At 41.6% G+C, this 23,522-nt stretch carries 19 protein-coding genes; 9 read left to right on the top strand and 10 right to left on the bottom strand.

What is annotated here, in order from left to right; genetic code table 11:
- Positions 1-1,201: 1,201 nt before the first annotated feature.
- Genes H5162_RS05120 through H5162_RS05130 form a run of 3 tightly spaced genes read left to right on the top strand, consistent with a single transcriptional unit; the run spans position 1,202 to position 4,255 of the window.
- Complete coding sequence (locus tag H5162_RS05120; protein WP_182777856.1) at positions 1,202-1,639, top strand: MerR family transcriptional regulator; 438 nt, start codon at positions 1,202-1,204, stop codon at positions 1,637-1,639.
- Complete coding sequence (locus H5162_RS05125; protein WP_182777858.1) at positions 1,636-3,879, top strand: heavy metal translocating P-type ATPase; 2,244 nt, start codon at positions 1,636-1,638, stop codon at positions 3,877-3,879. The genes H5162_RS05120 and H5162_RS05125 overlap by 4 nt, the downstream gene beginning before the upstream one ends.
- A 22-nt stretch (positions 3,880-3,901) precedes the next feature.
- A complete protein-coding gene (locus tag H5162_RS05130; protein WP_182777860.1) occupies positions 3,902-4,255 on the top strand; it encodes a cupredoxin domain-containing protein in 354 nt (117 codons plus the stop codon).
- Between the two features lie 445 nt (positions 4,256-4,700).
- Here the strand turns inward: H5162_RS05130 and H5162_RS05135 are convergent, their stop codons facing one another.
- Positions 4,701-4,841, bottom strand: coding sequence for a hypothetical protein (locus H5162_RS05135; RefSeq protein ID WP_182777862.1), 141 nt, complete (start codon positions 4,839-4,841; stop codon positions 4,701-4,703).
- A 291-nt stretch (positions 4,842-5,132) separates the two neighbouring features.
- Positions 5,133-6,215, bottom strand: a complete 1,083-nt coding sequence (locus H5162_RS05140) for a hypothetical protein (protein ID WP_182777864.1) — start codon at positions 6,213-6,215, stop codon at positions 5,133-5,135.
- A 222-nt stretch (positions 6,216-6,437) separates the two neighbouring features.
- Between H5162_RS05140 and H5162_RS05145 the strand changes: the two genes are divergently transcribed.
- Entirely contained in the window at positions 6,438-7,583 is a 1,146-nt protein-coding gene (locus H5162_RS05145; RefSeq protein ID WP_182777866.1) for a PQQ-dependent sugar dehydrogenase, read from the top strand.
- Between the two features lie 54 nt (positions 7,584-7,637).
- Here the strand turns inward: H5162_RS05145 and H5162_RS05150 are convergent, their stop codons facing one another.
- Entirely contained in the window at positions 7,638-8,069 is a 432-nt protein-coding gene (locus H5162_RS05150; protein WP_182735256.1) for a hypothetical protein, read from the bottom strand.
- A complete protein-coding gene (locus H5162_RS05155; protein WP_182777868.1) occupies positions 8,070-9,155 on the bottom strand; it encodes an RICIN domain-containing protein in 1,086 nt (361 codons plus the stop codon).
- A gap of 493 nt (positions 9,156-9,648) precedes the next feature.
- On the opposite strand from H5162_RS05155, the gene H5162_RS05160 reads away from it, so the two are divergent.
- The 3 genes from H5162_RS05160 to H5162_RS05165 all read left to right on the top strand — a co-directional run bounded on the left by H5162_RS05160 (position 9,649) and on the right by H5162_RS05165 (position 10,816).
- The gene (locus H5162_RS05160) at positions 9,649-9,960 is read left to right on the top strand and encodes a carboxymuconolactone decarboxylase family protein (RefSeq protein ID WP_259398175.1); all 312 of its coding nucleotides are present in this window, start codon (positions 9,649-9,651) and stop codon (positions 9,958-9,960) included.
- A complete protein-coding gene (locus tag H5162_RS21345) occupies positions 9,944-10,099 on the top strand; it encodes a hypothetical protein (protein ID WP_259398176.1) in 156 nt (51 codons plus the stop codon). Before H5162_RS05160 ends, H5162_RS21345 begins: the two co-directional genes overlap by 17 nt.
- 171 nt (positions 10,100-10,270) lie before the next feature.
- Positions 10,271-10,816, top strand: a complete 546-nt coding sequence (locus tag H5162_RS05165) for a helix-turn-helix domain-containing protein (RefSeq protein WP_182777870.1) — start codon at positions 10,271-10,273, stop codon at positions 10,814-10,816.
- Between the two features lie 96 nt (positions 10,817-10,912).
- On the opposite strand, the gene H5162_RS05170 is transcribed toward H5162_RS05165, so the two are convergent.
- Positions 10,913-12,289, bottom strand: a complete 1,377-nt coding sequence (locus H5162_RS05170) for a Na+/H+ antiporter NhaC family protein (protein WP_182731162.1) — start codon at positions 12,287-12,289, stop codon at positions 10,913-10,915.
- Between the two features lie 150 nt (positions 12,290-12,439).
- A complete protein-coding gene (gene pbp4b / locus H5162_RS05175) occupies positions 12,440-14,887 on the bottom strand; it encodes a penicillin binding protein PBP4B (protein ID WP_182777872.1) in 2,448 nt (815 codons plus the stop codon).
- Positions 14,888-15,367: 480 nt separating this feature from the next.
- Here pbp4b and H5162_RS05180 point away from each other — a divergent pair, with 480 nt between their 5' ends.
- Both H5162_RS05180 and H5162_RS05185 read left to right on the top strand, forming a co-directional pair.
- Complete coding sequence (locus H5162_RS05180; protein ID WP_145240869.1) at positions 15,368-16,213, top strand: MurR/RpiR family transcriptional regulator; 846 nt, start codon at positions 15,368-15,370, stop codon at positions 16,211-16,213.
- 511 nt (positions 16,214-16,724) lie between these two features.
- Positions 16,725-19,766 (top strand): TonB-dependent receptor, encoded by a 3,042-nt coding sequence (locus H5162_RS05185; RefSeq protein WP_182777874.1) that lies wholly within the window; start codon positions 16,725-16,727, stop codon positions 19,764-19,766.
- Positions 19,767-19,860: 94 nt separating this feature from the next.
- Here H5162_RS05185 and H5162_RS05190 read toward each other — a convergent pair whose 3' ends face one another.
- The 4 genes from H5162_RS05190 to H5162_RS05205 form a co-directional block, all read right to left on the bottom strand.
- Positions 19,861-20,385, bottom strand: coding sequence for a hypothetical protein (locus H5162_RS05190; RefSeq protein ID WP_182777876.1), 525 nt, complete (start codon positions 20,383-20,385; stop codon positions 19,861-19,863).
- Positions 20,386-20,493: 108 nt separating this feature from the next.
- Positions 20,494-21,684, bottom strand: coding sequence for an exo-beta-N-acetylmuramidase NamZ domain-containing protein (locus H5162_RS05195; protein WP_182777878.1), 1,191 nt, complete (start codon positions 21,682-21,684; stop codon positions 20,494-20,496).
- Positions 21,685-22,620: an N-acetylmuramic acid 6-phosphate etherase gene (gene murQ, locus H5162_RS05200; protein ID WP_145240861.1), complete on the bottom strand. Its 936-nt coding sequence runs from the start codon at positions 22,618-22,620 to the stop codon at positions 21,685-21,687.
- Positions 22,617-23,522 (bottom strand): BadF/BadG/BcrA/BcrD ATPase family protein, encoded by a 906-nt coding sequence (locus tag H5162_RS05205; protein WP_145240859.1) that lies wholly within the window; start codon positions 23,520-23,522, stop codon positions 22,617-22,619. The genes murQ and H5162_RS05205 overlap by 4 nt, the downstream gene beginning before the upstream one ends.

Genomic DNA, 23,522 nt, shown 5'->3' on the forward strand with positions numbered 1-23,522 from the left:
TAACCTCTGTGTAGCGAAGCCCCTCTGTGCTCTCGGTGGTGATATTCACTTTTTCGCCCTAAAGGACGACCTACAATTTAAACGCCCCATTGGTTTTATCGTTGCACTTTAGCCAACCAAACCACGCGCGCCAGCAAGCTTAGCGCCTACGCTGGTGAACTTATCACTGGTGTTAAACCCTTCGTGGCTGAAGCCAGCTCCTATTTCCAATATTTAACCTCTGTGTAGCGAAGCGCCTCTGTGCTCTCGGTGGTGAAATTCACTTTTTTCGCCCTAAAGGACGACCTACAATTTAAACGCCCCATTGGTTTTATCGTTGCACTTTAGCCAACCAAACCACGCGCGCCAGCAAGCTCAGCGCCTACGCTGGTTAGCCCTTACATTGGTGTTAAACCCTTCGTGGCTAAAGCCATCTCCTACTTCCAATATTTAACCTCTGTGTAGCGAAGCGCCTCTGTGCTCTCGGTGGTGATATTCACTTTTTCGCCCTAAAGGGCGACCTACAATTTGAACGCCCCCATTGGTTTTATCGCCGCACTTTAGCCAACCAAACCACGCGCGCCAGCAAGCTTAGCGCCTACGGTGATGAACTTATCACTGGTGTTAAACCCTTCGTGGCTAAAGCCAGCTCCTACTTCCAATATTTAACCTCTGTGTAGCGAAGCCCCTCTGTGCTCTCGGTGGTGATATTCACTTTTTCGCCCTAAAGGACGACCTACAATTTAAACGCCCCATTGGTTTTATCGTTGCACTTTAGCCAACCAAACCACACGCGCAAGCAAGCTCAGCGCCTACGGTGGTGAACTTATCACTGGTGTTAAACCCTTCGTGGCTAAAGCCAGCTCCTACACAGAGCTAACCACCTTATAAGCGCTTGCGCGTCGCCATTACAGCAACCCTAGAAAGTGCTTTAACAGCCATCAGTACAACGCGCAGCGTAATACAGTGTCGCACTTAAAAGTCGCGTAGTGAGGCAAACTAAACTATAGTGAATTTAAGCAGCTACGAAATATCGGGCTCATGCATATTTCAACATTAACCATATAGTTACTGTTGCATCCTTCAAGTACTTCTATTGATAAGCGTTAAAACTTTTATATGTAAATCAAAACAACAAACAGCCTAGTTTTAAAATAGCGGTTGACCTGTGTGTTGCACATACGTTTATCATGCCATTATTGAATAACGATGGAGTCAAGTTATGTATGTTAAACAGCTAGCTAAAATCATGGGAGTGACCCAAGATACAGTGCGGCACTACACGCGTATAAAGCTACTTAAACCCATTCGTAGCCAAAACAATGGCTATCAGGTGTATACCAAAGACGATCAACAACGTTTAAAGTTTATTATTAGTGCGCGACAACTTGGTTTTTCTATTAAAGATATTCAGCAAATAGTTGCTCAGTCGGAGCAAGGCAATTGCCCTTGCCCACTGACACGAAAATTAATAACTAAACGACTCGCAGAAACAGAGCGGTTATTTCAAGAAACACTCAAACTAAGAACGCGAATGCAAGCAGCGGTAAGACAGTGGGAAAACTCAAGCGATGGTGCTGTAAGTGCCGATATATGTAGTTTAATTGAGACCTTTGTAGATCCCCTTAACGAACAAGTTAGTTCCGAGGAAGCAAAATGAGCAACAATAAAGACACAGTGCAAAATTTTATGATTGAAGGCGCTAGCTGTGGGAGCTGCGTTGCAAAAATAGAAAAAGCGCTAAAAAGTGTATCTGGTGCGCAGCGTGTTGAAATGAATTTTGCTGATCGCAGTGTGCAGGTTGAAGGCAATGCGCCATCAGCAGAGCTGATTGAAGCAGTCGAAAATATTGGCTACAAGGCTAAGCCAATGAATAGCGAGTCGGAGCAAGACGCGCTAGATGAAAAAGCCAAAGCCGATAACGCGCACTATAAAAAGCTAATGCGGAATATGGTATTGGCACTAGGCGTTGGCGCTCCGCTTATGCTGTATGGGCTTATTTTTGATATGAGTGTCACCACCAATACACAGCGCATTGGCTGGTTTATTGTTGGTATAGTCACTTTAGTGGTTATGGCTATTGCGGGTAAACAATTTTACAACGGCGCATGGCAGTCATTTAAAAACCACACCGCCAATATGGATACACTGATTGCGTTGGGCACAGGTACCGCGTGGTTGTATTCTATGGTGGTAGTAATTGCGCCAAGCGTATTACCCGAGGTGGCCAGACATGTTTATTTTGAAGCCTCGGCGATGATCATCGGTTTAATTAGCCTAGGCCTTGCCTTTGAAGTAAAAGCCCGTGGCCGTACATCTGAAGCGATAAAACGCTTAATTGGTTTACAACCAAAAACAGCTCGGGTAGTGCGTGATAACAAAGAGCAAGACATAGCTATTAGTGAGGTACTAAAAAACGAGACTGTGCGTGTACGCCCCGGTGAAAAAATCCCCGTGGATGGTGAAGTCATTGAAGGTAGCAGCTCAGTGGATGAGTCAATGCTCACGGGTGAGCCAATGCCAGTCAACAAAAGTGAGGGCGATACCATTGTTGCAGGCAGCATTAATAAAAGTGGCACGTTGCTATTTAAAGCCACCCATATTGGTAGTGAAACCACACTTGCCAATATTATTAATATGGTTAAACGTGCACAAAATTCTAAACCCTCCATAGGGCGTTTAGCCGATGTAATATCCGGCGTATTTGTTCCTACCGTAATGATCATTGCGGTGCTCGCGGGCCTTGCTTGGCTTAATTTTGGCCCCGAGCCGAGCATTGCTTATGCGGTAGTGGCTGTGACTACGGTGCTTATCATTGCCTGTCCGTGTGCGCTGGGTTTAGCAACCCCTATGTCAATTATGGTTGGGATAGGTAAAGCCGCTGAATCGGGAATACTTATCCGTAATGGAGAAGCGCTGCAAACCACCTCTAAAATAACCACCATGATTTTAGATAAGACCGGCACGATCACCGAAGGTAAACCCACCGTTACCGATATCATTAATTTTAATGACAGCGATAAAGTACACGTCCTAAAGCTTGCTGCTAGTCTTGAAAGCGGCTCGGAGCATCCTTTAGCGCAAGCTATTGTAAGTTATGCTGAAAATGAAGATATAACGGTTGAAAAAATCAGTGATTTTAACGCCGTCACGGGGCAAGGTGTGACAGGCACATTTGATGGACAAACTTTATTGTTTGGCAATGAAGCGCTTATGAGCCAACACAATATCAGTATTGCAGAGGCAAAAGAGCAAGCTGAGCAATTAGCCTGCGCCGCTAAAACGCCAATGTATTTTGCCATTGATACCCAACTACAAGCCATTATAGCGGTAGCCGATCCGATAAAAGACGATTCAGCAGAAGCCATTAAACGCTTACAAAACAAAGGTATCCATGTTGTTATGCTGACCGGCGATAACCAAGCTACCGCCAAAGCCGTCGCTAACAAAGTCGGTATTAAGGACTTTATTGCCCAAGTAATGCCTGATGACAAAGCCAGTGAAGTAACTAAACGCCAAGCTAAAGGTGAAATAGTCGGTATGACGGGTGATGGTATAAACGATGCGCCGGCACTGGCACAAGCCGATGTTGGGTTTGCTATTGGCACTGGCACCGATGTGGCGATTGAGAGCGCTGATATCACCTTAATGCGTGGTTCATTACAGAGTCTTGGCGATGCCATTGCAGTTAGTAGCGCCACTATAGTCAATATTAAGCAAAATTTATTTGGTGCATTTATTTACAATGTGGCAGGTATTCCAATTGCTGCGGGGCTGTTATATCCATTCTTTGGCATATTACTCAACCCGGTCGTTGCAGGTGCTGCTATGGCATTGTCATCGCTGACTGTGGTCACAAACGCCAATCGCTTACGCTTTTTTAAACCCAGTAAATCGTAATTTTATAAATAGGAGTAGCATTATGTTGATGATCAATATACTCGGCGCGTTGTTAATTGCGATTATTATTTACTGGTTTTGGCTATACAAACCTAAGCAAGTGCAAAGTAATAACAACAAAATAACGATAGTGGTTAATAACGGGGTTTATTCCCCTGCCCATATTAAAGTGGCTGCTGGTAAAAAAGTAACGCTGACGTTTAATCGACAAGACAGTGCCCCATGCGCCGAAACAGTGGTGTTTCCTTCACTCGATATCAGTAAAACGCTCGCTATGGGTGAGAATAACACTGTTGAGCTGCCAGCACTTAAAGTGGGTGAATATGCTTTTCATTGCCAAATGCAAATGTATAAAGGCACGTTATTGGTATCTTGAGGTATAACAAAACTCAAAGAGACCTTGCTTCATGAAGGAATGCAAAGGGTCAAATGCACAGGTCTTGCATCTTGCCAAGACCAAATACCAATCTCACGTTTAACACCCTCCCCGTCATCACGCCCTGAAAATAAGTAGTTGATGAGTAATATCGCGCAAGGCTGGATTTTGTTCCCGACAAATCCTAAGTACAGCCATTTAGGCAATGCGCGATAAAGCGTGACTTCGCCATAGGTCAAAAGCGCAGCTATGAACGAGAGACCATGGATAGTCAAACTGGAGAGCGTACATGGATGTGAAAGTTGGCGAAAAAACGGCGCTTACATTCACATCAATTATGCTTTGAAGGAAATAGCGTGATTCCCGTCGCAGGTTAAGCCCAAAGGCAGCAGCGCCCCCCTATTTTGCTGTCGTGCCAGCGCGACAAACCTTGAATAAGGTTTGTTTAAACAGTTAGCGAGTTTGAAAGCGACAAGTTAGCAAGCAATGACCAAAAGTTACACGCGCCAGCAAGCTTAGCGCCTACGGTGGTGAACTTATCACTGGTGTTAAACCCTTCGTGGCTAAAGCCAGCTCCTACTTCCAATATTTAACCTCTGTGTAGCGAAGCCACTCTGTGCCCTCGGTGGTGATATTCACTTTTTCGCCCTAAAGGACGACCTACAATTTAAACGCCCCCATTGGTTTTATCGTTGCACTTTAGCCAACCAAACCTCGCGCGCCAGCAAGCTTAGCGCCTACGCTGGTTAACTTATCACTGCTGTTAAACCCTTCGTGGCTAAAACCATCTCCTACATCCACTATTTAACCTCTGTGCAGCGCGAAGCGCCTCTGTGCTTTCGGTGGTGATATTCACTTTTTCGCCCTAAAGGGCGACCTACTGTTTAAACTGGTAATCTTTTATATAACGATAATCAAATTCAGTGTCGTCTAACACTTGGCAGTGGTCGTTAAAATCATCGCTGAGCATGCCATAGATATCAATTTTTACTGATTGTTCTTCAATATTTTTAGCAAAGCTGGTGAGTAACTGCCTGCCTTTTTTAGCGTCCATATAACAACCAAATTCATAAATACTGTAAAGCCTTGCAAAGGTATCGCCGCCCTCTTCTGCTTGCGTGATAAGTGCGTCACCTGTTTTACTATCGAGTATTTTTCCTAGTATAAATTGAGCGCGCGGGTTGCTTTTTTGCTCTGCTAAATAACGCAGTATTAATTGCGCTTGATAGCTATCTTGCGGGTAATTACCTAAGTAGCGCCCTTGGACATCAAACTGCCTACCTGAATAGTAAGCAAAAGCATAAGTAAGTGTTTTATGCTGGCTTATTGCAGCGAGCGCTTCATCACTGGTATCAATGTGCTTATCGCGAAACTCGGCTGCGCGCGCTGCTTGCTGATTTTTTTCATTTTCCATGTACTGTACCTCTTGAAAAATGAGCACCGCAATGGCAACAATATAACCAACCACAAAAGTCAGCACTAGCAACAAAGGTAAAACAACAAACCACCTGTTTTTTAACTTTTTTTGTTGTAGATAATCAGGGCACGCAAAATAAGCATCAAATGCTTTATAGTCATGCATTGAGATGTTGATACGTGATAGATAGGCAGCGCTCCAGGCGCCGAGTACATAAACGCCAATCAAAATAACGGACAGCACATTGCCGCCGACCACTATTTGAAAATCCCATGCGAGTAAAACAATACACGCATGAGACACAAAACCTATTACAGAGAATAATCGTTCATAGCCACGACCATGAAACCTAACAGCTAAACCTATTAACGCGCCGCTGAGCCATAGCATAACAGCTCCTGCTGCTGGCTTTAATTCATAAATAAATACCCACAGCACTAAAATGGGTATACACCAAAAGACTGTGCCTAATGCGGCTGCCAATGCATTTTGTTTTGTTATTTTTTCGATTACATTGTTTTGAAAGTTGCTCTGAGCTGACACGGTAAATCCCTATACGATTGTAAAAATTGTTAATATATTCTATTTCTAACTTCAATACATCCCCAGTACAACGCAAAGCATAAGTAGCAACTTACTGAACCCCTCTATACTCCCTCCTATCTCATTTTTTCTGTTACTAATCGCACTTTAGTAAATGTTAATAACAATTAAACTATTAACACGCTACTCTATTTACATCGTGTTTAAAAAATTGGAGTCATCATGAAGACGTCTTTTTACACCAGTTTAGCTATTGCTATGGTCAGTTTATCTACCTTGCAGGCGTGTGCACAGCAAGCGGAACAAGAAATCCCTGTCGCTAAAAGCGCTGATAAGTATCAGCTTGAATTAGTTGCTCAAGGGGTAAATATTCCTTGGGGAATGGCGTGGCTTAACGAGCAAGATTTATTAGTAACAGACCGCGCTGGTGAGCTTAGGCTAATTCGTAATGGCAAACTGCTAGAACAAAAAATTGCAGGGCTGCCTAACATGCATGCGGAAGGTCAAGGCGGCTTATTAGATATCGAGCTTGATCCTAACTTTAAAGACAATGGCTGGATCTACTTTTCTTACTCAGGTTATGAAGGCGATGAAGAAGGCTACAATACGTCCATTATGCGTGCGCGCTTAAAAGATATGGCACTAGTCGACTCGCAGCTGCTGTTCGACGGCACGCCAAACACCACAACCAGCAAACATTACGGCTCGCGTATTGAATTTGATAAAGACGGTTACTTGTACTTTTCGATTGGTGATCGCGGCGCGCGTGATGTTCACCCACAAAGCTTAGAGTATGATGCAGGAAAAATTCACCGCATTAATACTGATGGCACAATCCCTAAGTCAAACCCGTTTGTTAATCAGCCAAACGCACGTAAGAGTATTTACTCTTATGGCCACAGAAACCCACAAGGCATGGCTATGCATCCAGAAACGGGGGCAATTTGGAGTCATGAACACGGCCCTCGTGGTGGTGATGAAATCAATATTATTAAAGCAGGCGCTAACTACGGTTGGCCAGAAGTAACTCACGGCATTAATTATAATGGCAGTAAAATTACTGATCAAACAAGCCGCGAAGGTATGCAACAACCCGATTGGGTGTGGGTGCCGTCTATCGCGCCTTCCGGGATGGCGTTTGTTACAAGTAGCAAATACCCGCAGTGGCAAGGTCATGTACTTGTTGGTGCAATGAAGTTTGCTCACTTAGTATTAGTAGAGCTTGATGGCGATAAAGTAACAGGTCACAGCAAGCTATTTGAAGGTGTTGGCCGCGTGCGCAGCATTGCAACCCACCCTAATGGCGATTTATATCTGGGTATTGATGGTATGGGAATTTACCGCATCGTGCCTAATGGTAAAATCTAACGCGTAATACAAGCAATGTGATAAAGCCCTCTAAATTAAGGGCTTTTTGCATTTTTAGGTGGTTTGGGTGTATTTCTGCGGCCCTGTACCGCCATCAACTTGACTGCCTAAGCTATTGGCATTGTCTAAACTGTATGGGTATAACTGGATATCGTTAAAGATGTTAGCGCTATTGTCGCGATACTGATCAGTTGCTGATACGCCAGTATACACATTTCCTGACGCGCTAAAGTAGCCTGAGCCTTGGTTCCAATGTGGTTTTGCACTGTTTTCAAAGTAATTATTTTCTACTAATACTTCAGCGCCATTACCTGCACTAATTGCAAAATAAGTAATGTTTTTCCAATAGTTATTAAACATATGAACGCGTGAATTGTAGCCGTCTACTTTAGGGTTGCGCCCTGCAGCTGTATCCCAGAAGTTATGATGTGCCGTTATTTGGGAGTTTTTGAATAAATGCGTATACCAATATTTGTTAGCACACACTTACGTATTATAACCATAAAAACGGTTCCAGCTTAAAGTGACATTTTGGCTATTGCCAATATCAATATAACCGTCACTAATTTTATTAAACGCCATATGATCAATCCAGATGTGGCTACTGTCATCAACAGAAATAGCATCCCCCGCTTCAACTAATGCTGGGTTAATATCTTCAAGTAAAATATTACGTATGATGATATTACGATCATTACTGATCACTAAGCTTGCGCCGATGATTTTTGAGTTTCTCCCCAATCCTTCAAGGGTTTTATTTGAGCGAACACGAAGCCGAGAGTCATTACGTGTAACGTTAACTGTATTATTTGAATTACTACCTAATTCACTACAGCTTTGACTACCAACCGGTAAGCGATACCAAGTTTTACCGTAATCGCCCCATGTGCCACAATCGAGTGGACATGCTGCAACAGTTCGGTTTGCCGTATGGCAGTTAATCGTTGTATTGTTAGGAACTTGAATAACCGCTGTTGATGTTGAGTTTAATGCGGCTGTTAACGCACTACAGCTAGTAACAATTGTAGGAGATACATTACCGCCGCCGGTGGTAGTTGCAAGGCCATCATTACCTGGTTGTGCCGCAAAACCAATTAAACCAGCTGTTGTTTGACCGCCACCACTACTGCTACCACAACTACCTGAAACTGGATTGATATACCAGCGCTGTGAACTGCCACCAACATCATCATTTTGATACACATTGGCACCGTTTTGCGAACCCGCAACAGTTAATGACTTTTGCGTAAGTTTATTAACGATGTTAAAACCACCCGATGAAGACGCCTTCAGCTGCCAGCGTTGATTATCCCCTTGCCAATCGTCATACACCACAATATTAGCGCCATTAGACTGTGACGAATTGAGTACATCAAGTACTTGGTTATTATGCTGCAAACGAATAGCCCTGTAACCATCACTGCCCTTAGTGAAAGCAAACTTCTGGTTTGCACTACCCCAATATTGATAGCTAATTACATCCGTTGCGCCACTAGTATCAGACGTATTTACAACTAATGCCAAGCCAGAGCCACGGTTAATTAAAGAGTAAACCCCACCAGAGGTGGGCATGGTTGTACAATTTTATGCCAATGTAGCAAAGCTACAAGTAGATAAAAGAAGTAACAATAGACTCTTGTGCCGTTGTATCAGTGTTGTCATAACGCTCATTCTTTTGCTCCAATTTATGCTATTCCTTGAATGGTGTTGTGTAAAATGCAAATCCTTCACTTAGGTACAAACGGTTAATAATTATCGTTTGCGCACTTACATTAGGGTCATTTATACTACAAATGAAGCCAATTGTTAAATTAAAGTAAACCAGTATCATTTCGATGTGAGCTTTTTTATAGCTTAAGAACTAAATTAGTATTGAAATTCGCTAATTTTAGGGTGGAATTAATATATCAGCCACTTATACAGCTTTCTTATTGTGTAATAGTATGACAAAAATTTAGCGCAATACGACTACACTAAAAACAAATCACAAAGTCGCTTTTTTACAATTCTTTTTATTTATCCGTCAATAAACTAGCTAGCAGTTATTTATCGATTTGGAACTATTATGAAAAGAGCGAATTACTTTAATATCGAACCCGAGTTAATGACCTACTTGATTGATCAAGAAGCACTGATCAAACAGAAAGTCGAGGCTACCTTTGGAGTGACAATTTGGGAGCTGCTAAAACTAAGAGCGTCACAGTTAAACCAATGCGCGTATTGTTTAGCCATGCATAGCAAACAAGCACTGGAATATGGTGAGAGCATTAACCGCATTATTGCCCTCAATGCGTGGCAAGACACGCCACTTTATAACGATAAAGAACGTGCTGCATTAGCGCTTTGCGAGAAGTTGACCTTTGTCACAGAACATTGATGATGACTTTTACCAAACACTTTCAGCATTATTTGATCAACCAAGTTTAGTTACCCTCACCGTAGCAATTAATGCTATAAATAGTTGGAATCGTATAGTCAAAATGTTTAAACCGACAGTCGAGTTTAATGAACGATAAACTATTTACAGCCCAACGGGCGATATCGCTGATTATGTACAAGCAGTTTGGTTTGCAAGCGCCCAATATTCAGGGGAGAGTTGGCTCCCCTGCGATGGCGCAAAAGGCGTTATATTTTTACTATCTGGGCGTCTTAATTTAGCTGGAAAACCATTAAATCCCCCCTATTTCATGCAAACCATATCAACACAGTCAGAAAAAGTAACGTTTACTGCTGGCTCCGTCTTTTGTGGGATCCGGTTTAAACCCGCTGGACTTGCCCATTTACAAAAGGTAAATCATTCGCTTGTGGCGCCTGCAACCTTAGCAGGTTTAGCACAGGCGCTTGACCAATATGCTAACTTAGATTCGTTTATTGATTTGTTGTCGGCGCACCTCAATGCATCAAAAATACACCATCAGGCTATTGAGCACACACAAAAATTGATCCATAAAATAATCAATCTTACCCCACTAAGTACTGCTTACGAGCACACCCCTAAAGGTAAGCGGCAATTAGAGCGCTACGTTAAAAACACCTGTGGCATCACTGCCAAACACCTAGCACGTATTTACAGAGTCAGGCAAGTCAGACAACTTATAAAAGCAAACCCACAGCTAAGCTTGGCACAACTCGCCCTTGAGTGCGGGTTTTCCGATCAATCTCACCTAAACAATGAGTTCAACGCTATTTTACAAATACCCCCTGCCAAATATAAAAAGTTAATCCATCAATAGCTGCTGTTTTATTGCTGCACTATAAACTAAAAAGCCTGCAAATTTGCAGGCTTTTCGCTGACTAGCTAACTTTACTCTCGCAAGCTCGCTAACTCTTTACAACACAATAATGCTCGTAACTAGGTAAGCAACAAACGTTAAGCCACCCGCGAATAATGCATACGGCATTTGTGTTTTAACGTGAGTAAGCAAGTCACAGCCGGAGGCAATAGCTGACACCGCACTGGTATCTGATATTGGCGAGCAATGATCGCCAAATACGCCGCCCCCTAAAATTGCCGCAATCACTAATGACGGCGGTAAACCAAGCGCTTGAATTAATGGCACACCAATCGGGATAAGTATTGCAAATGTACCCCATGAGGTGCCTGTTGTGAAAGAGATCACCGCACCGGTTACAAACAACACTGGTACGACTAAGTAAATAGGTAAGTAATCACCCACTAAGCCCGCAACAAAAGTGCCAGTACCTAAATCTTTTAAACTGGCGCCGAGAGTCAATGATAGTAATACAATCGCGACTAAGGGTAATAACTCACCCATGCCTTTAAAGCCAATATCAACCAGTTTATGGTGAGTAAATTGACGAGAGCTTACCATTAATAAGTAGGCGACAACGCAAGCTAAAATAGTTGCATACAATACCGACTTAGAGCCACTGCCGCTGGCAATATCACCATTACCTGACCAATACATAAAGCCGACCATGCTACCTATTAAAGTAAGTAAAGGAACCAGCATATAACGTGCTTTAGTGCCTGTTACTTCTTCTTGCAGCTCTGTTTTTTGGTGCTCTAATTGCTCTTCAGCCTTTTTAAGCGGGCCGTGTACTTTATCAAACGAGATAGTGTAAAACACAATGAGTAAGGTGATGATGGCGTAAAAGTTATAGCCTATGCTGCCCCATAACACCGAGACTGCCGACTCTGACAGTTCATAATTACCAAGCAAGCCAAGTATGTATGCCCCCCAACCATTAAGTAAAATCAAAATACACACAGGAGCACTGGTACTATCAATAATGTATGCTAAGCGAGCACGGCTCATTTTAAATTTATCGAATAAACCCCGCGATAAAATACCCGCAGTCAGTACACTTAAGTTAGATTCTATAAACACCGCAATACCTGAAAACATGGTTAAATAACCCACTTGGCGTTTGCTCTTTGCCACACCTTTGTTCATCAACACATTTACTGTTGCAGCCACACCGCCCGATTCGCGTATGTAAGCAAGTAATGCACCGATTAAGATACTAAAAATTAGGATACGACTATTACCTGGCGAACTTGCTACGCTCACCACGCGCTCTATGGTATTTATAAATGTATTAAAAAGTGTATTACCGTTACCTTGCAAGGCCAGCAAAAACTCTGAAGAAGCAACAGCGACAAGTAGCGCCATAATGACTTCTTTGCGCCAAAATACGATCAAAATCGCAATTAGTGGCGGTAAAATTGAATACCAAGACATACTGTAACCTTTTTTGTGGTGAGTCTATGACTCACTCTAATTATTATCAGGCCTTTGTTATAAAGGCTGGAACAAACTCATTAGCTTAATCTGTTCGTCAATAAACACAACTTAAATCGATTAGCGATAAGCTGAACACTGCCATTTAGATCAATGCTTATTTAATATTGCTTCATAAATTAGCGAAACAATTGAGCCATATTTACCGGTTTCAAACTTTCTCCCCATAAATTCATAATCTGTTTCATTCCCTTCAATCGGGGTATGGCGAGCATTGGTAAGCAAAATTATCGCCAAGTCATAAGCGGGATCAATCACAGTAACCGTGCCCGTCCAGCCAGTGTGACCATACGCTTGTGGGCTCGCGTACGGGCCAAAATGCCATTGTAAAGCACCGTTACCGGCACGACGCCAACCTAAACCATAACTTTCATCGCTGGCTTGCGGGGCAATGAATTGCTCTAATACTTGCGGGGTAAATATTTGCTTATCACCATAGCCACCGCGATTCAGCAATAACTGCGCAAGCACAGCTAAGTCTTGACCTGTACTAAAAAGTCCTGCGTGACCTGCGACCCCACCTAAGGAATAAAATGCTTTTTCGTCATGTACTTGTCCTTGTAAAACGTCGGTACGAACATTATCAAAGCTGATCCGTCCGTCACGAGTGTTTCCCATTAACTCAGTGGCAGCTATTTGGTTTTTTATAAAGCCCTTTTGCAATGGATTATAAACGGTGTGGGTTAAACCAAGCGGTTGATAAATTTGCCCTTCAACATAATTATCCAGCGACTGCCCTGAAAGTCGCTCCACTAATACACCGAGTAACATGTAATCAATATCTGAATATAAATGTTTAACGCTACGACCCGCAACAAATGGCACGCCTGTCAGTAATAAGTTTTTAGTACGTAAGCTATTTTGTGAAAAGAATCGCTCACCAAACTTATTATCTTTACGATGAAAATCAACTACCGCGGGATAACCTGCACTGTGGGTCAGTAAATCTTTGACTAACCGCTGCTCACGGCCCGCACCACGAAACTCAGGTAAGTAATAAAATAGTGGTTTTTCTACATCAACTTTACCTTCACTGGCCAGTTTCATTAACGCTAAATTTGTGGCAAACATTTTTGAATTAGAGGCAATATCAAATAATGTATCGCTTTTCATCTGCTGTGGCTGCTCTAATAATGAGCCATCAGCAAGGTATTTTTTAGCATCGCCATAGTGGCTTAATTTAATTAACTTACCATCTTTGATCACTGCCAGTACGGCACCGGGAAATCCTGCCGCGACTTCTTCATTGATCAATTTATCCACGTTATTAAACTGCACTGACTTTACAGGCTTAGTTACTAATGTTGGGTAAGGAAAACGTAATGTTAAACTTGCCCCTTCAGGCTGCACATTTTCAACCTTGAACGTATTTGTGCCGTTGTGAGTCCGTTTAGATAAGCTGTATTTGTAGCTATTATTTGCCATAAGTGGCTGAGCAATATTTATTTTTTCACCATTGATAAAAATATCCGCGCTCGTTGCGGTGTTATTTTCAATGATAATTTCGCCTCGGCCTTTATAAGCTTTAAATGTACCACGGTCATTAACCAGTGCCCGAGAACTTGGATTAGGATTTGGTACCTGCAACACAACCTGCGCATTTGCTAAAGGCTTAATAATCGGTTCTGGGGCAAGTTGCTGTTGTTGATATTGCAACATTAACTTAGCTGCTTTTTTCGGAAAGTACTTCTCCATCAAAGCAAACAATACCGCAGCGCTGCGCGCATCTGCATTACCGCTTACATGCCAAGGTAAAAAGTGCATTTGAAAGGCACTTAATGTATCAAGGGTTTGTGGATCAAGTTGATTAGTCACGTGTACATCATAACCATAACCACGTAACGCTTTTTGCATTAAACTAATTGATGGTTTAACTAAATTAAATTGCTGCCAATATTTATCAACCGTGTCACTGTCATACCATGCACCAATACCAGCTTGGTACAATTGATACCATGGAAAGCGCGGACCTGGATCGTTTTTTCGTGTAGGCGCTATATCGGAGTGCCCTACAACTTGAGTTGGGCCAATATCAGGGTTACGGGCTAAAATACCTTTACTGAGCTCAATCAATAACGCTATTTGTTTAGCGTCAAAATCGGGGAAAATACACAGTTTTGAGGCGTCATTTTCCATTTGCTCATCAGGTTTAACTTCGGGATAGTGACAGCTTGGTACGTTAACAATTTCGATACCAATTGATTGATCATTTAAATCTTCACGGCCTTGCCAAAAGCTTGTCCCGGCATGCCACGCCCTATCATGTTCATCAACTAGTTGAATTACTTTTAATTCATCCTCAGGGTAGCTAGGATCATTTAACTCTGGTAATAAATAATGAGCACTTAAACCACCTTCATCGACTAAAGCACGCATCGATTTTTCATAATCAATAGCGGTGTAATGCATGACTAAAAACTTAACACGATGACTGTAATTGGCAGATTGTGTAAACTCGTAAGGTGTTGAAGCACAACTAGTCAAAAGTGCGGTAGTTGTAACTAAACAAAGTTTTTTAAACCAAGATAAAAACGTCATAGCCTTCTCATTGCTGATCAAAGTAAATAAGCGCAATCCCAAAACCACGATTAGCGGTATTTAGTAAACAATACATTAAATAAACCCAGTTCTCATATTGTTATTGTAGTTTGGACAACTCGATTTGAGTTGTATAAACCAAACCCTATCACAGTAAAACGATTTGTAAATAATTTATTTCAACAAGCAAATCAAATAAAGATATTTTATCCCACCATAAAAACAGTGCCCAAGCGACTAGCAAATAAATCTGTTAGTTCGTGCTATTGGTGTTGTAAAATTAGATAATTAAAACTATATTATTCCAATTATTCTTAAACAATATTCCAAAACTTAATTGCGGCTATTGGGAATAATTTATTTTTTGTACGCCTAGGAACAAGAGTAAAAACAAAGATGGTTACATTTGAACCTAGAATAAGTACAAATTTATTTCGATTAATGCTATAAATACGCCAAATATAAAAATAAGCGGGTAGTATGTCTACATTTGTAAAAATTAAAGCCTTACGTCAGTCCCTATCGAGCAGCGAAGCTAAGCTAGCCGACTTCACATTGAACTCAGCTAATGCTATTCGTAATCTTTCGTCTGTAGAGCTGGCTAAAGTTGTCGGCGTGAGCCAGTCAAGCGTTGTAAAATTTTCGCAAAAACTGGGCTACAAAGGCTTTCCAGCATTTAAGCTGGCTGTCATTGATGCACTCAATGATGAAACATCAGAACCAAAACTGCATGGTAAAATCACCTTAAGTGATTCACTAGAGCAAATAGCAGAAAAGCTACTCAGTAGTAAACTTGCTGTGCTTACTGAAACAAAAAACCTCAATGAAGCGCTAGCCATTGAACAAGCTGTTAGCTTGTTAAAATCAGCTAAACGAATTTTAATTTGTGGTTTAGGGGGCTCTGCCCTGGTGGCTAAAGACTTCTCTTATAAGCTGCAAAAGTTAGGTATGCCAGCAATAGCTGAACCTGATGGTCATGCGCAGCTCGCCTATGTATCAACCTTTGCAAAAGGCGACTTAGTTATTGCGATCAGTGAATCGGGTGTCACCAGAGAAATTGCTGAAGTGGTAAAGCAGGCTAAGAAAAACGACAGTTACGTGATCTCTGTCACTAAATTTGGTAGTAACCCTGTTGCTGATCAAGCCAATGTTAGGCTTTACTCTGTGGCAGAAGAAGAGTCAGTCCGTTTATCATCGATACTTGCCCGTACTGCGCAAGACTTTGTTATTGATATTCTATTTATCGCTTTAACGCAATCGAGTCGTCAAGGTCGTAAATTACTAGAGCATTCAAATGACGTTGTTGGTGAATTTAGAAATCACTAACCAACGACATCCTAAAGAATTAAGGCCACTATTGTGGCCTTTCTTATTATAAAAACCACTTTAACAACAGCCGTGCAATAATAACCTATCTCTCGTTTGCTAATTTATAAATTATTTATTTATTCCATGCCAACCAAAATTTTTTAGTTCATAAACAATAATTATTATTGTAACTCCAACAGTATTGTTCCAACTCAATAAAAAATCCTCCTTCTTTAGAATGAAAAATACAAAAACATGTCATTTCAATATATTAAATATGATTAACTGCGCTAAAAATCGCGAAAACACTCCCCCAGCCTTACGCTTATATTGACAAAAAATATAACGAAACCAGTTTTTATATATTTTATTTATAGATACAACACAAATAAGGAAGAGTTTATTCTTGACCATTAATAGCAACGCATGTTTAATGGAATAGCAACAATTGATCAAAGTTTATAACTCTGTTTGGGGAATCAACAAAGTTCAGAGCTATAAGTTAATTATAATAAGGACGGGGAAAACAATGAAAAAACATGTACCAACCTTCACTATAAGCTCGTTAGCGCAGGCCACACATCGCGCTCTGCGAGTGCCAAAAACTGCAATAACCACCGCTATAATAGCTGCCTCGCTAGCAAGTGCTCCTGCATTCGCGAATTTAAACGGTAGCATTAAAGGTAAGGTAAAAACCGAGCAAGCAAACCAACCACTAGCGGGTATTACCATTACTGCACGTAGTAACGTCATGCCAAAAGCGCGTACGGTGGTAACCCGTGAAGATGGCAGTTATGATCTCCCGCAACTAAAACCAGGCACTTATGAGCTGACCTTTGAAGACAGCAGCGGCGTTACACAAACAATAACTGTTGATGTACTGCTAGAGCAAACCTCAAGTGCTAATGTTGTTCTTGGCGGTAAAAAAGATAATGTTGAAGTAATTACAGTGACAGGCAGTAAACTATTTCGACAAGGTAAATCAGCACTCACAAACTCATTAGGTGAAGAGGGAATTAATAATGTCCCTGTAGGTCAAGATTACCGAGACCTTTTAAAGCTTGTCCCTGGTATAGAACTTTCGGCAAATTCAACGTTGGGCCCATCAGCTGGTGGATCAGGTGTTGATAACTCATATGGCTTCGATGGTGTTAATGTGTCATTGCCGATGTATGGCAACTTAGCTTCAGAGCCATCAACACACGATGTTGCCTTTGTTACTATGGACAGAGGTGGTGCAAAAGCGGTTGGCTTTAACCGTTCTGGTGGCTTTTCAATTGACACAGTATCAAAATCTGGTACGGATGAGTTTCACGGTAATATAGAATACAAAATACAACCAAAAACCTTTGTTGCAACGCCAGTAGGTGAAGAGAGCTTTGAGCTTGATAAAAACTGGTTAACCGCAAGTTTAAGCGGTCCACTGATTGAAGATACATTATATTTTTATACCTCTTATTACCGTCCTGAAGAGACCAAAGCAAACAAAAACACAGCCTATGGCGAAGTAAAAGATTATGAGAGTATCCGCGACGAATACTTTGGTAAATTAACCTGGGCACCAACTGATGATATTTTGATAAATATCTCACAACGTACCTCAGATAAAGAAGTTAAAGGCGATTCGATTGGTGCTTACGAGATGGACACTGTATCTGTCGGTAGTAAAGCTGATCAAGATATCTTTACTTTAGATGGTTCATGGATCTTAGGATCAGCAACCACACTTTCGTTCCAATATAGTAAGTTTGAATTAGAAACAGGCTCACAACCTGATACACCATTGAGTGTAATCCCTTCTTTATCAAGCCAACTTGGTATTGATGACTTAGCTCAAATGGGTTATTTCTCTGTCCCAAGCTTAAGAAGTTATGACCCAGATGAAGGATTTAGCGAAGCACAAATCGCCGCATATAATGCTGGCGCAAATGCATTAATTAATACCTATGGCTATCTTGAAGACGCAGTGATGAAAGGCGGTGGTGGTGTTGGTGCATACGCAACTTATGACAATCAAAACTTTTATCGTGATTCCTTTGAAGTTAGTTTAGAACATGAACTTAGCTGGGGGGATGCATACCACATACTCCATTTTGGTGCAAAATGGGAAGAAGGCGAAGAGCAACTAACCAGACTCTCTAACGGTTGGGGTTCAATTGCATACATTGGTGGCTTAGTTGATGCTGATGCAAACACTGATGGTTTTGACCCTGCAAATGCTATCTACCGTGCTCGAGTCCAACAAATGAGTTTAGCAACTGCAGATGGCTCACCTGTATCAGGCATTAACTCTGAAACACGCAGCCTAAACTTTGAAATTAACGATACTATAGAATTGGGTGATTGGACTTATAACTTAGGATTATTGGTCAGCCAAGACACTTGGTATGGTCAAGGCTTAAAAGCTAAATCTGGTACTATTTCTGGCTATGAAGTTGCTCCTGGTCACAAGTACCAAATGTACCAAACCAACTGGAAAGATATGCTGCAACCTCGTTTAGGTGCAACATGGACTTATTCTGACGAAGATTCCGTATTTGCAAACTTTGCGATTTATAATCCTGAAGCGAGTTCATTATCTCGCGCAGCATCATGGGATCGAAACACTCGTGCCGAAATTGAGTTATTACTAGATGAAGCTGGTAATATTTTATCATCTTCACCTAGAAATGGTTCATCTGGTAAAGTATTCCAAGATGATATGAAACCACGTCGTATTAACGAATTTACTATCGGAACCACTAAGTATGTTGGTTCTGACTTAGTATTACGAGCTCATGTTCGTCACCGTAAAGGCATGCACTTTTGGGAGGATATGCCAAACAATGCGCGCCTAACTGATTACTCAGGTGTTGATGCCGAAGGTGTACCGCAACACATTGCAGATAAAGGCTTATATGTAGCTAACTTAGCTGATATTCGTGACGAAATTGGTGGTTCGTCTTATGTAATTGCAGAGGTTGATGGCGGCGAAACCAAATACTGGGAAGCAAGTATTGAAGCCGAATACTTGGGTGAGAATAGCTACGTAAACGCTTCATATGTATGGAGTCACTACTATGGCAACTTTGACCAAGATAACACCACAACAAGCAATGATGCGAATAACTTTATTGGTTCATCTTACTATGGTGATGGCCGTGGTCGTTATTCATGGGATAACCGTTATGGCACGCTTTCTGGTGATAAGCCGCACTTACTGAAAGTATACGGTTACTATACTCTTCCTTGGGAAGCTAACTTAGGGGCGTACTTCGTATTCCAATCAGGTAAAGCATGGGAAGCATGGGATGGAACAACATACGGCTACCCTACAAGCCATATTAGCCGCTATGCAGAGTCTGCTGGTAGTCGTCGCACTGCTAGCCATTGGCAACTTGACTTAAACTATACGCAAGACTTTAAGTTCTCTGGTGATATGGAACTACAATTTCGTGCTGATCTCTTCAATGTATTTAATCGCCAAACAGGTTATAACAAAAACCCGTATGTACTTGAAGAGAAGTTTGGTGAATCGCGTAGCTACTACAATCCACGTAGCTTGCAGTTATCAGTTAACTTTAAGTTTTAATCTTATGGATTAAAGTAAGCGCTCAATGGGCGCTTATTTCCCCATCCATGGTAAGGCCACAATTGTGGCCTTTTTTATTGCCAAAATACGTGTATTACTGCATAAATCGCTGTTCGTCGCTAATTTCACATTGTGCTATTTCTATTGGTTGATTACTTCTATCAACCAGCCAACATTCGTCATAAATAGAGCAATAGCACAGCTCGATTCCAACCTGTTCATCCATTTTAAGAATTTCTGTTAAATAAGCCTTATCTTTTATGGAAACCGCACTAAAATTCGCTTGACTTGGTAGAATACGTGTACCGATATGTGATTGAACTAAGTTCGTTGCAGCTATAAAATCAGACCATTTCTTAATGGGCTTCTCATTATAGATTACTTTGACATATTTAATAATTGCCGGACCTGTGCCGTTATTCATTATACCGTAACTAAATAGCTCATCCTTAGGTGAAAAACTCCTATACAACTCAACTCTCGGCCAAACCGAAGCCCTTGCATAAGAGCGATCAATCATCGTTGAGTAAATACCTATTATTGTTGTAACAACGCTTATCAATAACGCTGAAAAAGCAACTATCATTTCCGGCTTTTTATACCAAATGTCTTTTTTCATTATTATTCCTTTAAATTTTATTTATAGAACATACAGTTGAACTTTTCTAAGCGCAATAAAAAAACGCAGCCTAAGCTGCGTTTTAAAGGTTTATAAATGAAAATAGTCTTATTGATATAACAAATATGCTGCGCGTTGCTGTTTAAAGCGAGCTAGATCTTGTTGCCAGCTTTGTTTGATTTGCTGCTCTGTTTGGCCGGCTTCGATAGCTAAGCGCAGCTTATCAGTGCCTGCAAGTTTATCCATAAAGCCAGCACGTTCAAAGAACGTTTGCTCGTTTTGCGTAAAAGTTTTGTAGGCTGTAATAAATAAACTTAAATCTAGTCCTTTGATTGTACTGTCGCGTAAATCAAGACCTTGCACCTCTATCCCTTTAAATTTAGGGTTCATTGATGCTCCCTCAATAGCGCGCGGAGTAAAACTAAACTCCCCTAACGCAATCGGTGAATAACCTATCACTTGAAATGGAAAGTCTGTACCACGGCCAATTGTAATTGGTGTTGCTTCAAAAAAGCATAATGATGGATACAACGCAATTGACTGATCATTTGGTAAATTAGGGCTTGGCTGAACAGGTAAACTATACGTCATATCGCGGCGATAATGCGCCACAGGAACAACCGTCAAGTTTAGTGACGAAGCTTTATTTATCCACCCTTCACCTTTGATCATTTTTGCCAGCTCACCCACTGTCATACCATGTAATACAGGAATTTCATGCATGCCAACGAAAGACTGAAATTTTAAATCTAAAACTGGCCCATCAACATAAGCAATATTCGGGTTTGGCCTATCAAGTACAATAAAATCAATGTTATTCTCAGCAGCAGCTTCCATCATGTAATGCATTGAGCTGATATAAGTGTAAAAACGCACACCAACATCTTGAATATCAAAAATAATCACGTCTAATTCGCTTAATACAGCGGTATCTGGCTTTTTATTACTGCCGTAAATAGACACCACATCAATACCGGTCTTTGTATCCACCGTACTTTTTACATGCGCGCCAGCATCGTGGTCGCCACGAAAACCATGTTCAGGGGCAAATATTTTAGTAACATTCACGCCTTTATCACGCAGTAAGTCGACTATATGGGTGTCATTAACTTGTGAAGTTTGATTAACGACTAAGCCAACTCGTTTGCCCTCAAGTTGTGGTAGGTACTGCTGATATTGTAAAGCGCCAACACTTAAATTTACTTGCGGTGTATCAGTTAAGATTGCATCGTCAGTGCTGTTGTGGGCGCATGCGCTCAAAATTAGGCATTGTAATATAACCAATAATCTAATTAACATTTATAGTTCCACCGCTTTTCGTAAAAAACCATCCGCTTGGGTTAACATTTGCTCAGCTTGGGCGGCATCTTTGCCTGTTAAGATGATTAAAATAGCCAATTTAGCACTTTGTTTTGCTTGGGCAAGCGCATCGACTCCTTGCTGATGAGTGCAATCGGTTGCTTGCATTACGATGCGGATCGCACGAGCATGCAGCTTTTCATTGCTGGCATTCACATCAACCATCAAGTTTTTATAGACTTTACCGGTGCGGATCATACTGGCTGTGCTGAGCATATTTAATACTAACTTTTGTGCAGTACCCGATTTCATACGTGTTGAACCAGTTACCGCTTCAGCGCCAACTACCGGGCAAATGCCAATATCAGGTAGTTTCATTACCGCGGAGTTAGGATTACAGGTTACTCCAACGGTGATACATCCTATTGATTTTGCATACTCAATGGCTGCTCGCACATAAGGTGTACGGCCACTAGCGGCAATCCCTACCACGACATCTTTAGCCTGTAGATTAACGGCTTTAAGATCTTCTACGCCTAATTTTAAGCTATCTTCGGCACCTTCAACTGCTTTTTTAAAAGCCGTTTCGCCACCCGCAATTATTCCCATTACTTGTTGATCGCTGACACTGTAAGTTGGCGCGCATTCCACAGCATCTAAAATACCTAAGCGACCACTGGTGCCGGCACCAATATAAATTAAACGACCGCCTTGCTTAAATGCCGTTACAATATGATCGACCGCTTTGGCTATCTCTGGGATCACTAACTTTACAGCAGCGGCAACTTTTTGATCTTCCAAATTTATTTTGGTTAAAATTTCGCGACTATCGAGTAAATCTATATCCAACGTATCTAAGTTTTGTCCTTCTGACACAATCCCGTTCAGCTCTTCTAAAAGTGCACGCTGCTGATTAAAATTAGACTCAGGGCTCATTGTGTAATCCTTGTGTATTCAATTTGTTTAATGCGGTCGCTGGCTAAAATCACCGCACCGGCTAACGAATCCCCTTGACGGGGAGATAAATTCAGTTGTGTATTTTCATTTAATAATGCAATGGTTACGTCCGCTAAACCGCCAATAATTATGACTGGTAACTGGCTCTGACCACGACATTTTTCAATCAATCTCTCGACTTGTCGAACATGCTCACTAAGCACCGTATCGGCTATTATACACTGTGTTTTTAAACTAAAGATTAAAGGACTAAAACGCGCATAATCTAACGCTTTGGCCTTCATTAACCAACTTGATATTTGTTCTCGCTCACGGCCAACTTGTTCACTCAGCTGTTGCGTTAGCAGGCTTTTAGGTTGCTCAAAGCGGTCTATTTCATCTAACAAGCATTGCACAGCACTTAACCCTAAGCGCGCACCACCGCCAAAATCATCAACCGAAAAACCCCAGCCGCCAATTAATTTTGTTTCTCCATCAGCGGATAATCTTGCTGCTACAGCGCCCGTTCCTAACGCTAACATTGCAACTGGCTGACCTAGATTTGCACCATATAATGAGGTGATTGCATCACTTACAATACTCAATTGCGCAAATTTAATATCACAGTCTAGCTGTAAGCTTGCAGTTACTCGCTCAGCCAACACTTTAGACGAGCCGCCCGCAAGTCCCATTACCGCCAAAATTTGGCTATGCTTAGCGCCACTTTGTGCACATACGCTAGTGATCACTTGCTGTAAACTAGTAAGCGCCGTATTAAAATCGTTATAAACTGAGGCTGCACCAGCCTGCGCAGTAAATTCTTCAGCGCTATGTAAATTCACTAATTTCGCCAGCGTTTTGGTACCCCCGCCATCAATAGCCAGTATATAGTCAATGTTCAT

The sequence above is a fragment of the Pseudoalteromonas sp. SR41-8 genome (assembly GCF_014163915.1).
GTDB lineage: Bacteria > Pseudomonadota > Gammaproteobacteria > Enterobacterales > Alteromonadaceae > Pseudoalteromonas > Pseudoalteromonas rhizosphaerae.